This is a genomic window from Mesorhizobium sp. Root552 (assembly GCF_001427285.1).
Taxonomy (GTDB): domain Bacteria; phylum Pseudomonadota; class Alphaproteobacteria; order Rhizobiales; family Rhizobiaceae; genus Mesorhizobium.
Window position 1 is genome coordinate 43,284 of record NZ_LMFV01000056.1, and the last position, 14,143, is coordinate 57,426.

Here is a 14,143-nt window from a genome sequence, read left to right on the forward strand (position 1 = left end):
CCGGTGACCGTTGCCCGGTGCGCAGCCGGTTCCCGCAAGAGCGATGGGCGGATTATGGGAGAGACGCGGGAGGGTGGGGATAAGTAGGGTGGAGGTGTCTGCTTAGAGGCGTGATTTGTCCACCATTCAATCAGAAACCTCATGGGACCCACACCCCCCTCTGGCCTGCCGGCCATCTCCCCCTCAGGTGGGGAGATCACCCGATTGCCATGCTTTCATCCAGTACTGCGGATACGGAGGCGGCTATAAGCTTGAAGCTGCCGATCTCCCCCCTTGAGGGGGAGATGGCCGGCAGGCCAGAGGGGGGTGCCTGGCGAGGAAAGCGACCCGCAAAGCGTACCAGCCCGCCCCACATAGGAGAAGGTGGCCGAGCGCAGCGAAGTCGCGGATGAGGGGTTTCGAGTGCTCCCTCACCAGTCCATCACTACCTTGCCTGCGCTGCCGTTCCGCATCGCCTCGAAGCCGCTGATGTAGTCATCGATGCCGATGCGGTGCGTGATCAACCCGGACACATCGAGCGGGCCCTGCACAAGCGCGATCATCTTGTACCAGGTCTCGAACATCTCGCGGCCATAGATGCCCTTGAGGTGCAGCATCTTGAAGATGACCTTGTTCCAGTCGATCTCGAAGCCGGTCGGGGCAATGCCAAGGATGGCGATCTTGCCGCCATTGTTCATGGTGTCGATCATGTCCCGGAATGCAGGCGCAGCGCCCGACATTTCCAACCCGACGTCGAAGCCTTCCGTCATGCCGAGCGACGGCATGACGTCCCTCAGCTTTTCCCTGGAAGCATCCACGACATGTTGGACGCCAAGCTTGCGGGCCAGTTCGAGGCGCACCGGGTTGATGTCGGTGATCACTACCTTGCGCGCACCCACGCACTGCGCCACCAGCGCGCCCATGATGCCGATCGGGCCGGCACCCGTCACCAGCACGTCCTCGCCGACGAGGTCGAAGGAAAGCGCGGTATGGACCGCATTGCCGAGCGGATCGAAGATCGCCGCGATCTCATCGGGCACATCGTCGGGGATCGGAACGACATTGTGCTGCGGAATGGCGAGGTATTCGCCGAACGCTCCCGGCCGGTTGACGCCGACGCCGAGTGTATTGCGGCACAGATGCCCCCTGCCCGCGCGGCAGTTGCGGCAATGGCCACATACGATGTGGCCTTCGCCCGACACGCGCTGTCCGATCTTGTATTCGGTTACGGCGGCGCCGAAATCCGCCACCGTGCCGACGAACTCGTGTCCGGTCACCATCGGCACCGGCACCGTTTTCTGCGCCCACTGGTCCCAGTTGTAGATGTGCACATCGGTGCCGCAGATCGCGGTTTTCTTCACCTTGATCAGAACGTCGTTCGGTCCGATTTCCGGCACCGGAACCTGTTCCATCCAGATGCCCGGTTCGGCCTTTGCCTTCACCAGCGCCCGCATCATGTTCGACATTTTCTTGGTCCTGCAAGTTGTTGAATTGGATCAGGCAATCACGCCAAGTTCACGGCCGACCGCTGCGAACGCCTCGACGGCACGATCGATATCGGCACTCGAATGCGCGGCGGACATCTGTGTGCGGATACGTGCCTGCCCCTTCGGCACGACCGGGAACGAGAAGCCAATGACATAGATGCCGCGCTTCAGCATCCGCGCCGCCATTTCCTGCGCAAGGGCGGCGTCGCCGAGCATCACCGGGATAATGGGGTGATCTGCACCGGCCAGCGTGAAGCCAAGCTTGCCCATCGAAGAACGGAAGCGGGCAGCGTTGTCGTAGAGCTTGCGGCGCAGGCCATCGCCCTCGGCAACCAGATCCAGCACACGGATCGAAGCGGCGGCAATGGCCGGCATCAGCGTGTTCGAGAAAAGGTAAGGCCGCGAGCGTTGCCGCAACCAGTCCACCACCTGCCGCTTGCCGGATGTATAACCGCCCGATGCCCCACCAAGCGCCTTGCCTAGCGTGCCGGTGATGATGTCCACCCTGCCCTCGACGCCGCAATGCTCCGCCGATCCGCGCCCATTCCTGCCGACAAAGCCGACGGCATGGCTGTCGTCGACCACAACCATTGCGCCATACTTCTCGGCGAGGTCGCAAACGCCTTTCAGGTTGGCGATGATGCCATCCATCGAGAATACGCCGTCCGTGGCGATCAGCTTGAAGCGGCTGCCCTCGGCCTTATTCAGCTCTTCTTCAAGGGCTGCCATGTCGTTGTTGGCATAGCGGAACCGTCTGGCCTTCGACAGGCGCACGCCATCGATGATCGAGGCATGATTGAGTGCGTCGGAGATGACGGCGTCTTCTTCGCCGAGCAGCGTTTCGAACAGGCCGCCATTGGCATCGAAGCAGGAGCCGTAGAGGATCGTATCCTCCATGCCGAGAAAGCTGGAAATGCGCGCTTCCAGTTGCTTGTGTTCTTCCTGCGTGCCGCAGATGAAACGCACCGAGGCCATGCCGTATCCGTATCGATCCAGCGCCTTGGTTGCAGCCGACCGCAGTTCGGGGCTGTCAGCCAGACCCAGGTAGTTGTTCGCGCAGAAGTTCAGGACCTTCTCGGCACCTACCTCGATTTCCGCCGATTGCATCGAGGTGATGACCCGCTCGGACTTGTAGAGTCCCGCCGCTTTCAAAGCCTCAAGCTCACCATCGAGATGGGAAAGGAATGCTGCTGTCATGATCTTATCCTGATTGACGTCACGACTGTCGCGCCGCCCAAATGAAAAATCCACTCGAAATGCGCCTGCAGGAAGCGGCGAAAGCGACGTGGAACTCTGCCCTTGCAGTAGGCTTCAACGAACGATTTGGCAAACAAATGAAAAGTGAATCGACCGCGGAAAGCAGGCGATAACCATTCCGTCAGCTTCTGGTTACGTTTGGCCTGCAAACGCTGCGGTTTCTCGTCCTGTTAACCTCTTTTCTGCGAGGGTGCCGACTAGTGGAATCCGTGTGATTGAAAGCGTTCCGGAGCATGTCGCAGCAGCCAGTCCAAGCCGTCTCAGGCAGGCTCGTCTTCCTCATCAAAAGCGCATACTGGATCGCCCTGCTGATCATAGCGGCAATGGCGCTTGCTTCGTTCATCCTGCTGCAGCAGATGATGACCGCGCAGCAGCACGACAAGGCGTTGCTCGATATCGTCTCGACGCAAAAGACGCTGTCACAGCGCATCGTTTTCCTTGCTGGCGCTGCCGAGACATCGAGCCGTGACAAGCAGCCGGCGCTCGTTGCATCTCTCAAGGACGCAACCAACCTGTTCGAAGCCAACTACGATCTCCTGCTCGCCCAGACCGGGGTGAACCAGGAGGCCACGGCTCGCATCAATCCTGGCTCAATCGAAGACGTGCTGTTTTCGAAGCCGTTTCACCTCGACTACTTCACCGTCAGTCTTACCGCGAATGGCCGCCGCTTGGTCTCAGCCTTCGAGACAGTCCTGAACATCGGCCCTGCTGGCCAGGGCTACAAGGGCGGGAATGGCAACGTCCCGCTCGACGCTTCGGTCGCCAATGCCACCCTGTCCGGCTATGCGGAACTTGGCAAGCGCCTTGGCGAACAGGCCAATGTCCGTTCGCAGAACCTGCTCGACCTGCACCGCAAGCTCTTCTTCGCCACGCTCGGCGTGTTGGTCATGGTGGCGCTGTTCATCTTCCGGCCGATGTCCAACGCAATCCTGCGCAAGACGCACGAACTCGTCGATGCGCGCAATTCGATGGCGTTCATCGCCGTCCATGATGGGCTGACGGGTCTGCATAATCGCAGCTTCCTGACCGACCACTTCGATACCCTCATCAAGGGAGCCAAACGTCGGCGCGAACGCATCGCCGTTATCCAGTTCGATCTCGATCGCTTCAAGCAGATCAACGACACGCTCGGACATGCTGCGGGTGATTACGTTCTTGTGGTGACTGCGCAGCGCATGCGCGACTCCTGCCGCGCTTCCGATCTGTGCGTGCGTCTTGGTGGCGACGAGTTCGTCATGGTGCTGAATGGCGCTGGTACGACGCAGGACATCGACATGTTGGCGACGCGCATCCTCGCCAATATCAACGAGCCGGTGGTCTTCCAGGGCGTGACTATCTTCCCCGGCGCCAGCGCCGGTATTGCCGTCTACCCGGTCGACGCGGACAACGCGCAGGATCTCATGGTCCATGCCGATCTGGCGCTTTATTGTGCCAAGAAACAAGGCGGGGGCGCCTTTTCCTTCTTTTCGGAGGAATTGCGGCGTGAACTCGAAAACCGCAAGCAGCTCGAACAGGACATCCGCGTCGCCATCGCCGAAAAGGCGTTCCAGGTTTATTTCCAGCCGCAGGTTTCACTCACCGATGGCCGCATCACCGGCGTGGAAGCGCTGGTGCGCTGGCAGCACCCGACGCGCGGCATGATCTCGCCCGGCGAGTTCATCCCGATCGCCGAAAAATGCGGCTACATGTCCGGCGTCGGCCGCATCGTCATCACCAAGGCGATCAGCGAGGCCGCGGAGTGGTATCGGGCAGGCATTGCCTTTGGTCGCCTCGCCGTCAACGTGTCAGGCGGAGAGCTGCGGGAAATCGACTTCGATGCTTTCCTGTTCGACACGCTTGAACGCGCCGGGCTGCCGCCGCAAAAGCTGTCTCTGGAGATCGTAGAATCCGTCATTCTCGACGACGAAAAGACAGGTATTGCCGCAAAGCTGCGCCATATCCGTGCTGCCGGCGTGCATCTTGAACTCGATGATTTCGGTACTGGCTACGCTTCTCTCAGCCACGTCAACCCGAATGAGATCGACCGCCTCAAGATCGACCGACGGTTCGTGCAGCGCATCAACGAAAACGGCGACAACTCCAAGATCGTGCGCGCCATTACCGAACTGGCGCGCGGGCTTGGTATCTCCATCGTCGCCGAGGGTGCGGAAACGGAAGCCGAACTGAATTCACTGATGGCAATCGGTTGCGACCAGGTGCAGGGCTATTCCATCGCCTTCCCCATGCCCCAGGAGCAAGCGCGGAAATGGCTGGAATCCCGTCGGCAGGCTCCGCAAAAGCTCAAGGTCGTCCAGGGCCACATCGCATAGCGATCGGTAGGAATGAGCGTCGGGAACCTGTTGCGGTTGTCCTAGATGCGTATCCCGTAGCGAATTCCATCATAGATCGAGGCATGGATATTGCGCGATGCCACCGCGTCGCCGATGCGGAAAACGATGAAGCTGCTGTCGGGATTGCCGGTGGGGAAGATGTCTCCACCCGTGACAAGGCGCTCGTAATCGACGGCACCGAGGTTGCGCGACAAGGGCTTCAAGGCAAGATAGAGATCGTCCAACGGTGCTGTGCCGTGCTCGACAACAATCTGGTCGACGCGGCGCTCGGCACTCCAGCCTTCCGCGAAATCGGAGGCCAGCGTCGCAACCAACTGGTTTCCGTCGCGCCTCACCGCTCGCAGCCGCGTGTTGATGGTGATTGTAACGCCCTTCTCATGGAACGAGCGCATATAGGGGACATGGTTCATGCCACCCATTTCCGGCGCGAAGAAGCGTTCAGGCGATACGAGTTCCAGTTTTGAGCCCGCACCGGCGATCAGCTCGGCGGCACCCATGCCCTGGTGTCCACCATTGTCGTCGTAAAGCAGGACATTCTCCGCCGGCTTGATCGAGCCGGCCATGATATCCCAACTCGATGTGACAAGGTCATCGCCAGCGGCAAGCGGCGGATTTTGTGGCAAACCGCCGGTGGCAATCACAACGACATCCGGGGCAAGTGCCAGGACATCGTCAGCCTCAGCCCAGGTGTCGTAGCGGATTTCCACGCCGAGACGTTCAAGTTCAGCCAGCCGCCAATCGACTATTCCGATAAGCTCCTTCCGGCGCGGGTTTTGAGCGGCAAGACGTACCTGCCCCCCTGCCTGCCCGGATGCTTCCAGCACGACCACCTCGTGGCCGCGTTCGGCGGTTACACGAGCCGCTTCAAGACCGGCGGCGCCGGCCCCGACTACAACGATCTTCCGGCGTGGGCCGTCTGTCTTTAGAATGGTATGCGGGATGGATGCCTCGCGCCCCGTTGCGGCGTTGTGAACGCAAAGCGCTTCGCCACCTTCATAGATGCGATCAAGGCAATAGGTAGCGCCCACGCATGGTCTGATCTCGTGCTCGCGTCCTTCCATAACTTTGCGGATAATATGTGGGTCGGCGATATGCGCGCGGGTCATGCCGACCATATCAAGCTTGCCGTTCGCGATGGCATGCCGGGCCGTAGCGACATCAGAAATGCGAGCCGCGTGGAAGGTCGGGAACTTGGTCGCGGCCCGCACCTCCCCGGCAAAGTCGAGATGCGGCGAGGAGCGCATGCCGGTGACCGGGATAACCTTGGTCAGGGCCGCATCCGTCTCGATCGAACCACGAATAATGTTGAGGAAATCGACCTTGCCGGATTTGGCCAGTTGCTGCGCGATTTCCACGCCTTCCTGCCTCGAAAGGCCGGCTGCGAAATCTTCGTCGGCAACCAACCGGATGCCGACAACAAATTTCTCGCCGACAGCAGCGCGAACCGCATCCAGGACCATATCGGTAAAGCGCAGTCGGTTGTTCAGCGTGCCGCCGAATTGATCATCGCGGTGATTGGTGGCCGGTGACCAGAAGCCGTCCATTAAGTGGCCGTAGGCTTCGAATTCGATGCCATCGAGGCCTGCTGCCTGGCAGCGCTGAGCGGCTGAAGCATAATCCTTGACGATGCGCTCGATATCCCAATCTTCGATTGTCTTGGGGAATGCCCGATGCGCAGGCTCCCGCACTGGTGAAGCCGATAGTACGGGTAGCCAATCCGCCTTGTTCCATCCGGTGCGGCGACCAAGATGCGTGATCTGGATCATCACCTTGCAATCATGCTCGTGGCAGGCGTCGGCAAGTTCCGAGAGCCACGGGACGATTGCATCGTCGTAGACATGCAAATTGCCGAACGCGGCCGGGCTGTCGCGTGAAACGATGGCCGAGCCGGCGGTCATCGTCAGTGCCATTCCGCCCTTGGCTTTCTCTGCGTGATAGAGGCGATAGCGCTCCTTTGGCATACCGTCTTCGGAATAGGCCGGCTCGTGACTGGTCGACATGACGCGGTTCTTCAGCGTCAAGTGCTTGAGTTGATAAGGCTGGAGGAGCGGATCGTTGCTGGCCATCGTTTTCTCACTTTATGATCGATGCTGGCTGTGCCATCCCCTGCATGCCCCGAAACTTCAGAGCATCCTATGACAGAGAGCGAACACCTTACCCAACTCGGCGCCAGAGTCGTGGCGCCAGAGAACCCTGATCAGGCAGTCCTGGAAACTGTTCCATTCGCAAGAGGCGACGGCCCGCCTGCCATCGTGCGCTTCACCTGTCCGGAATTCACCTCGCTGTGCCCGGTCACCGGACAACCGGACTTCGCTCACATCGTCATCGACTACGCACCGGACACTTTGCTGGTGGAATCGAAGTCCCTGAAGCTGTTCATGGTTTCGTTTCGCAACCACGGTGCATTCCATGAGGAATGCACGGTCATGATCGGCAGGCGCATTGTCGCTGCCACCAAGCCGCTGTGGCTGCGCGTGGGCGGCTACTGGTTTCCGCGTGGCGGCATCCCTATCGATGTCTTCTGGCAGACAGGGACGCCGCCTGAAGGGGCTTGGCTGCCTGAAACGGGAGTGGCCCCGTATCGAGGCCGGGGGTAATTGAACAAGCCGGACGGAAATCGCGCCCGATGAAGCCCGGCTTACTCCGGTTGGCCCGAAACACATTCCAATTCGCTCAAGCGCCAGCCGTTGGTCTTTGAGGCGATATCGGAGATTTTCCACTTGCCGTCGATTTTCGTCAGTGACCACACCATTTCGCGGTCTGCACCCTCGCCATCCGGAAACAGGCTGAATGTGGCGGTGACCTCGGCGGCGTCTCCGTTCACGACCTCCGAAATCTTCAGTGTCTTTGTCAGTTGATCCTGATCGAAATCCTGGGCATCCAGCGCCGGATCGGCATCGATGCACGGAATTGCGTCGGCGCTTTCCAATGCCTTGTCGTTCTGCTCGAAAAGCTTCGTTACAGGTTCTATAAACCGGTCTCGATATTTGGCATCCGCCACGAACCTTTCGGAGGAATAAAAGAACTTCACTGCATCCGACGCTGGTCCGGCTACCGCTAACGCCGACATCGAAAGGAAGAAGGTGGCGGCGAGCAACGGCAGTTTCATCTTTATCCCCTCGATGATGAAGCAACTCCGTCAGTACCACGCGTCCTGCATCTCGGCTTTTTTGCGACCAATGAAATCCTTCAGCGCGTCATCAACAGCTTCATCAAGCGGTGGCGGCTCATAGTCGGCGAGAGCTTTTTTCCAGCGGCGATTGGCGCGCTTGGCTGCATCCTCCGAACCGGCCGCCTCCCATTTCTCGAATGGTTCGTTGTCGGCGATCTCCGAATCCCAGAACGCGGTCTCATAGTTCGCCAATGTGTGCGCGCTACCGAAGAAATGGCTGCCGGGCCCAACCTCGCGGAAGGCATCGAGCGCCAACTGGTTGTCATCGATCTTGACCCCATCGAGATAGGTGTGCAGCGCGCCGCAGAAATCGGCGTCCATTACGAACTTCTCGTAGGACATCGACAAAAGCCCATCGAGGAAGCCGGCCGAATGCAGGATGAAGTTGGCGCCGCAATGGACTGCTGCCAACATCGACATCGTACCCTCATTCATTGCGTGGGCATCCGGTAATTTCGATGTGGTGAAGTTGCCTGAGCACCGAAGCGGCAGGTTCAATCTACGGGCTAGTTGCCCAATCACCATCGAGCCTATTGCCGGTTCCGGGGTGCCGAATGTCGGCGAGCCCGAACGCAGCGACATCGACGACAGGAAGTTGCCGAAGATCACGGGCGCGCCGGGACGTTCCAATTGCGTCAGCGCACAGCCGGCCATTGTCTCGGCCAGGGATTGCGCGATGGCTCCTGCGTTCGTTACCGGTCCCATCGCACCACCAAGGATAAACGGGACGATCACCGCGGCCTGGTTGGAGCGCGCGTAGGCGCGCAGCGCCGTCGTCATCGTCGCGTCCCATACGAGCGGCGAGTTTACATTGACGTTGCCTAGAATGACGCAGTTACGGTCGACAAAATCGCGCCCGAAGACGATGCGCGCCATGTCGATCGAGTCTTCAGCCCGGCTTTCCGCGGTCACCGAGCCCATGAAAGCGCGGTCTGAATATTTGACATGGGCATAGACCATATCGAGATGGCGCTTGTTGACCGGTACGTCGACCGGCTCGCAGATCGTTCCCCCCGAATGATGGAGCCACGGAGACGACTGTGCCAATTTCACGAAATTTCGGAAATCCTCGATGGTGCCGTAGCGACGACCTTTGTCGATATCCATGACGAAAGGCGATCCATAGGCGGGCGAAAACACCACGTTCTTGCCGCCAATCTCGACTGAATTTGCCGGATTGCGCGCGTGCTGGGTGAAGCTGGCAGGCGCGGTCTTCAGAATTTCGCGTAGCATGCCCGGCTCGAACTTGACGAGCACACCGTCAATATCCGCCCCTGCGCGTTTCCAGTGCTCGAGCGCCGCCGGATCGTCGCGAAACTCAATGCCGATCTCAGCCAGAATACGGTCGGCGGTCTGCTCGATGCAAAGTAGATTTTCCTCCGACAGGACATCGTAAGTCGGAATGTTGCGGATTATGTAAGGCCGACCATGCCCTTGCTGGCCATGCGAGCGCATTTCCCTGCGGGCGCTGCGTCCGCTACGCTCACGTCGTGTGGGTTGTTCGGCTGTAGTTGCAGTTGAAGTGTTCATTTCGAGGCCGATCCTGAAGATACCCTCTCGTCATGCTAGTCAGATGAAAGTGGGTTGTAACGGTAGAAAATCATGATGGTTGCCATGAGCTTTTCTTATGCGAAGCCTCAGGACCCCTGCGCTGTTCGAGGTTGATGCTTCGCGAAATATCGAACCGTAGCCCGCGAAAAGCGCCATCCAAACGAAAAGGTACGGGGATTGGGCATTGGCTGTAGCCCGTACCGCTTCCATCATCCGCCAGAATCCCGCTATTGTCGCGCCATGCCAATCCATCAGCTATCCGAAACCATGATCAACCAGATCGCGGCTGGCGAGGTGATCGAGCGCCCGGCCAGCGTGGTGAAGGAACTGGTCGAGAACGCGCTTGATGCCCATGCCTCGCGTGTCGAGATCGTTACCGCCGGTGGGGGCCTGAATCTCATTCGGGTGACTGACGATGGCAACGGCATCCCGGAAAAAGAGTTGGCGTTGGCGGTGGCCAGACACTGCACGTCAAAACTGTCCGACGACATCCACGACATCCGCTCACTGGGCTTTCGGGGCGAAGCCCTCCCTTCGATCGGTTCGGTCGCAAGACTGACAATCCGCTCGCGAACCGCCAGCAGCGGCAATGCCGCCGAAATCGGCATCGAAGGTGGGCGTGTTGCAACGGTCAGGCCCGCGGCCGCCAACCGTGGCACGACGGTCGAGGTGCGGGACCTGTTCTACGCCACCCCTGCCCGGCTGAAGTTCATGAAGGGCGAGCGGGCCGAAACCGCCGCCACCAGTGACGTGATAAAGCGCATTGCCATTGCCTTTCCAGCCGTGCGCTTCACGCTGGCCGGCGCGGACCGCTCGACGCTGGAGCTTGCGGCCTCTGATAATAGCCCGGAGGGCAGTTTGCGGCGTATCGCGCAGGTGATGGGCGCCGATTTTCCTCAGAACTCGATTGTTGTCGACGCCGAACGCGAAGGGGTTCGCCTGCAAGGTCACGTTTCCATCCCGTCATTCACCCGGGCTAATGCATTGCAGCAATACGCTTATGTGAATGGGCGGCCGGTTCGCGACAAGCTGATAGCAGGCGCTATCCGGGGAGCCTTTGCCGATGTGCTGCCGCGGGACCGCCACGCCGTCACTGTGCTGTTCCTGACGCTCGATCCGGCCACCGTCGATGTCAATGTTCACCCTGCCAAGGCGGACGTGCGCTTCCGCGATCCGGGCCTGGTGCGGGGCCTGATCGTCGGCGCCATCCGCGAAGCTCTGGCGGGTGCCGGCATACGGGCCGCAACAACCGGGGCGGCCGGCATGATGGCTGCATTTCGACCAGGCGCGCCGGTGTATGATCGGGACGGTTCGACAAGTGGTCACCGAAGCTATGATCCAGCGTTTCGCTCGGGTTCGGCGAATTTCGACCCGGCCCGGTCACCCCAGCGGCCCCTGGATATGGAAATCCGAGGCGGCTTTGCGGAAAGTTCGCAAGCCAGTTTCGACGCGGGTGCACCCCTCAGTGCGGACGGTCGTGCGGGGCAAAGCGAAGCGCCGGAAGCGCTGCTCGGCACTCAGCTTGGTGCCGCTCGGGCACAGGTACACAAGAATTACATCGTGGCGCAGACCAGCGACTCGCTGGTTATCGTCGACCAGCATGCGGCGCATGAGCGGCTTGTCTATGAGGCATTGAAGAATGCGCTGCATTCGCGCCCCCTGCCCTCGCAAATGCTGCTTTTGCCCGAAATCGTCGATTTGCCGGAAGACGACGCCGAGCGGCTTGCGTTGCATAGCGAAACCCTTGCCCGTTTCGGACTAGGTATCGAGCGCTTCGGTCCGGGCGCGGTAGCTGTACGCGAGACACCCGCCATGCTGGGAGAAGTGGATACCCAGCAACTGGTGCGAGACCTTGCAGACGAGATCGCCGACAACAACACCACAGATATGCTGAAGGAACGCCTCCACTACATTGCGGCAACCATGGCCTGCCATGGCTCCGTGCGCTCGGGGCGTTTGTTGAAGCCGGACGAAATGAACGCTTTGCTGCGCCAAATGGAGGCAACGCCGGGTTCCGGTACCTGCAACCATGGCCGACCGACTTACATCGAACTCAAGCTTGCCGACATCGAGAGGTTGTTCGGCAGGCGTTGAGTCTAGCCGGTGTATTCCGGTCTGTTTCCAGCCAGCTAGCGCTTGAGGTTGACGATTGCCACTCCGCCCAAAGCAAGTACGCCACCTATGATGCCCAGCAGCGTCGGCACCTCGCCAAGCCAGAAGAAGCCGATCACCGTTGCCACCGGCGAGATGCAGTAGAGGAAGTTCGTTGCCCGGGCAGCCGGCAAGCGCGACAGCGCTGTTGCCCATGCGGCATAGGCGATCAAGCTGGGTACAATGGCGAGATAGATGACTGCGCCTAGCCCGGCGGTGTCTGCAACCCGCATCTCAGCCAGTCCATTCGGCAGGAACGGTGACAGGCACAATGCGCCAAGAACGATGTTCCATGCCGCGACGCTCAGCGGATGGTGCCGCGAAAACAAGGGCTTCTGGACAATCGTGTTGGTGGCCGAACATAGGGCCGCTCCGAGCACCAGCAGTGTACCGGTATTGAATTGGATACCGTCGCTTTCTCCCATCGCGATGATGCCAATTCCAGTAAATGAGACCAATGTGCCAGCCCAGGCGATCAGCGGAAACCGCTCGCCAAGGATCATCATTGCCATGATCGCGGTGAAGATCGGGCTGACATTGATGATGAAACTTGCCGCGCCCGCGGTTACGGTCTGCTCGCCGATGTTGAGCATGGCCGTGTAGAGCGCCACGAACACGACACCGCCGAAGGCAAATCGCCAGAACTCGTTCAACTTTGGCAGCGCGGGCCTGGCAATCGCAAGATAGGCCGCAGCCGGCACGGCAGCGATTGCAAAGCGCAGCGCGCCAAGTTCAAGCGGACCGAAGGCCTCCAGCCCTGCGCGGATCGCAGGAAATGCCGATGCCCAACCGACAACCGTGAGCGCAACGGCAATGCCCGCGATTGCATCCGTATCCCGACGGGAGTTCCGAGTTTCGGTCACCGAGTTCATCTCTTTTCCTTCCGATTCATGCTTTACAATGAGCACTGGTTTGCGCGTGTTGACAAACGAACAAATCAAGGATGAGCTGTGACTATGGATCACAGCTTGGATGCCATGTTGCCTTTGGAGACGCTACGCGCGTTCGATGCTGCGGCGCGTACCGGCAGCTTTTCGAACGCAGCCGAGAAATTGAACATCACGCACGGTGCTGTCAGCCGCCAGATCGCGAAGCTGGAGGGTTGGCTTGGCCTGAAATTGTTCGAGCGGGGTGCGCGCGGTGTTGCGCTTACCCTGGAAGGCCAGCGCCTGCATATCCGCACAAGCGAGGCCTTTGCCCTGATCGCTGACACGTCGGACCGATGGGTCGAGCCTCGTGGTGCGGCGGTCGTTCGCCTCACCTCCATCCCCTCGATCAGCGGGCTGTGGCTGATGCCTCGTCTTTCAAAGCTTGAGGACGGCGAGCCGCGTCTTCGCATCGTACTCGATGTCGATATCCGCCAGGCGGATCTGGCCGACGAAGGCATCGATCTGTCGATCCGTTGCGGGCGTGGGCGAATTCCGGGGCGCATCTCGCTGCAATTGTTCGAGGAATATTGCTTCCCCATCGCCTCGCCTGCTCTTGCAAAGGACATCGGCAGGGGCAGTGCTGCAGGGCTTCTGAAGTTTCCGATCGTGCACGATTCAGATGCCTCTGCATGGCGCGCGTGGTTTGCCTCGCAAGGCATAGACTACCGACCGCGGCCCCAAGACCGCCGTTTCGAGGACTACAATCTGGTGCTCGATGCAGCAGCGCATGGTCTCGGCATTGCGCTGGCGCGCCCTCCGCTCACCGTACAGCAACTGGAAAGCGGACGTATCGTGGCCGTGGACGAACGCTGCGCTCTCAACCCGGTATCCTATTGGCTGGATCGCCCGATTGGGCGCCCCAGAACCGCGGCTGTGGAACTGGCGCGCCGTATCGGCGTCCAGGCGGGCGTCGAACCGCAACAGATCGATGCCTTCCTTGCGGTTGACCAAACGGCCATACAAGGCGGCGACGCTTGACCTCGATCCCGATTTGTGGCGATGACATGCTCATGAATCTTGGTGCGCTCATATGATGAACCGCTTTGAAGGGCCCGGCAGCCGGGAAGCCCGCATTCGTTACCTTGATGGTGATTTCCAGGTGACAAGCCCTGGCGCGTTCGTTCGCTGCGCCGTCACCGGTGAAAACATACCGCTCGATGAACTGAAATATTGGAGCGTTGCGCGGCAGGAGCCTTACGTTAGCGCCGCAATTTCGTTCAATCGGGAGCTGGAAGTACATCCCGAGTGGCGTACCCGGCGGTAAAATCCGTCCGGAACCTTATTCCG

At 60.0% G+C, this 14,143-nt stretch carries 11 protein-coding genes; 5 read left to right on the plus strand and 6 right to left on the minus strand.

Annotated elements, in window-relative coordinates; translation table 11 throughout:
* Positions 1-410: 410 nt before the first annotated feature.
* Entirely contained in the window at positions 411-1,445 is a 1,035-nt protein-coding gene (gene tdh, locus ASD50_RS17855; protein WP_056244063.1) for an L-threonine 3-dehydrogenase, read from the minus strand.
* Positions 1,446-1,475: 30 nt separating this feature from the next.
* Positions 1,476-2,663, minus strand: coding sequence for a glycine C-acetyltransferase (locus ASD50_RS17860; RefSeq protein WP_056244745.1), 1,188 nt, complete (start codon positions 2,661-2,663; stop codon positions 1,476-1,478).
* Between the two features lie 293 nt (positions 2,664-2,956).
* Here ASD50_RS17860 and ASD50_RS17865 point away from each other — a divergent pair, with 293 nt between their 5' ends.
* Entirely contained in the window at positions 2,957-5,032 is a 2,076-nt protein-coding gene (locus ASD50_RS17865) for a putative bifunctional diguanylate cyclase/phosphodiesterase (RefSeq protein ID WP_056244064.1), read from the plus strand.
* Between the two features lie 41 nt (positions 5,033-5,073).
* Here the strand turns inward: ASD50_RS17865 and ASD50_RS17870 are convergent, their stop codons facing one another.
* A complete protein-coding gene (locus ASD50_RS17870; protein WP_056244067.1) occupies positions 5,074-7,119 on the minus strand; it encodes an FAD-dependent oxidoreductase in 2,046 nt (681 codons plus the stop codon).
* 69 nt (positions 7,120-7,188) lie between these two features.
* On the opposite strand from ASD50_RS17870, the gene queF reads away from it, so the two are divergent.
* Positions 7,189-7,650 carry a preQ(1) synthase gene (gene queF / locus ASD50_RS17875; RefSeq protein ID WP_056244071.1) on the plus strand — a complete coding sequence of 154 codons (462 nt, stop codon included), beginning with the start codon at positions 7,189-7,191 and terminating at the stop codon, positions 7,648-7,650.
* A 41-nt stretch (positions 7,651-7,691) separates the two neighbouring features.
* Here queF and ASD50_RS17880 read toward each other — a convergent pair whose 3' ends face one another.
* Positions 7,692-8,162 carry a DUF3828 domain-containing protein gene (locus ASD50_RS17880; RefSeq protein WP_056244074.1) on the minus strand — a complete coding sequence of 157 codons (471 nt, stop codon included), beginning with the start codon at positions 8,160-8,162 and terminating at the stop codon, positions 7,692-7,694.
* A gap of 30 nt (positions 8,163-8,192) precedes the next feature.
* On the minus strand, positions 8,193-9,755 hold the full coding sequence (locus tag ASD50_RS17885) for a trimethylamine methyltransferase family protein (RefSeq protein ID WP_056244077.1): 1,563 nt from the start codon (positions 9,753-9,755) through the stop codon (positions 8,193-8,195).
* A gap of 261 nt (positions 9,756-10,016) precedes the next feature.
* Between ASD50_RS17885 and mutL the strand changes: the two genes are divergently transcribed.
* On the plus strand, positions 10,017-11,870 hold the full coding sequence (gene mutL / locus ASD50_RS17890) for a DNA mismatch repair endonuclease MutL (protein ID WP_056244078.1): 1,854 nt from the start codon (positions 10,017-10,019) through the stop codon (positions 11,868-11,870).
* Positions 11,871-11,905: 35 nt separating this feature from the next.
* Here the strand turns inward: mutL and ASD50_RS17895 are convergent, their stop codons facing one another.
* On the minus strand, positions 11,906-12,799 hold the full coding sequence (locus tag ASD50_RS17895; RefSeq protein WP_056244749.1) for a DMT family transporter: 894 nt from the start codon (positions 12,797-12,799) through the stop codon (positions 11,906-11,908).
* 84 nt (positions 12,800-12,883) lie between these two features.
* Here ASD50_RS17895 and ASD50_RS17900 point away from each other — a divergent pair, with 84 nt between their 5' ends.
* Both ASD50_RS17900 and ASD50_RS22745 read left to right on the plus strand, forming a co-directional pair.
* Positions 12,884-13,834, plus strand: a complete 951-nt coding sequence (locus ASD50_RS17900) for a LysR family transcriptional regulator (RefSeq protein ID WP_156465165.1) — start codon at positions 12,884-12,886, stop codon at positions 13,832-13,834.
* Positions 13,835-13,886: 52 nt separating this feature from the next.
* Complete coding sequence (locus ASD50_RS22745; protein ID WP_082549732.1) at positions 13,887-14,120, plus strand: DUF2093 domain-containing protein; 234 nt, start codon at positions 13,887-13,889, stop codon at positions 14,118-14,120.
* The last annotated feature ends 23 nt before the right edge of the window (positions 14,121-14,143 follow it).

What these genes read in the sequence shown, in the direction of transcription:
- queF (WP_056244071.1), top strand. Translation starts at nt 7,189, where the DNA reads ATGACAGAGAGCGAACACCTTACCCAACTCGGCGCCAGAGTCGTGGCG.
- ASD50_RS22745 (WP_082549732.1), top strand. Translation starts at nt 13,887, where the DNA reads ATGATGAACCGCTTTGAAGGGCCCGGCAGCCGGGAAGCCCGCATTCGT.
- ASD50_RS17900 (WP_156465165.1), top strand. Translation starts at nt 12,884, where the DNA reads ATGGATCACAGCTTGGATGCCATGTTGCCTTTGGAGACGCTACGCGCG.
- ASD50_RS17880 (WP_056244074.1), bottom strand. Translation starts at nt 8,162, where the DNA reads ATGAAACTGCCGTTGCTCGCCGCCACCTTCTTCCTTTCGATGTCGGCG.
- ASD50_RS17870 (WP_056244067.1), bottom strand. Translation starts at nt 7,119, where the DNA reads ATGGCCAGCAACGATCCGCTCCTCCAGCCTTATCAACTCAAGCACTTG.
- mutL (WP_056244078.1), top strand. Translation starts at nt 10,017, where the DNA reads ATGCCAATCCATCAGCTATCCGAAACCATGATCAACCAGATCGCGGCT.
- ASD50_RS17895 (WP_056244749.1), bottom strand. Translation starts at nt 12,799, where the DNA reads ATGAACTCGGTGACCGAAACTCGGAACTCCCGTCGGGATACGGATGCA.
- ASD50_RS17885 (WP_056244077.1), bottom strand. Translation starts at nt 9,755, where the DNA reads ATGAACACTTCAACTGCAACTACAGCCGAACAACCCACACGACGTGAG.
- ASD50_RS17865 (WP_056244064.1), top strand. Translation starts at nt 2,957, where the DNA reads ATGTCGCAGCAGCCAGTCCAAGCCGTCTCAGGCAGGCTCGTCTTCCTC.
- tdh (WP_056244063.1), bottom strand. Translation starts at nt 1,445, where the DNA reads ATGTCGAACATGATGCGGGCGCTGGTGAAGGCAAAGGCCGAACCGGGC.
- ASD50_RS17860 (WP_056244745.1), bottom strand. Translation starts at nt 2,663, where the DNA reads ATGACAGCAGCATTCCTTTCCCATCTCGATGGTGAGCTTGAGGCTTTG.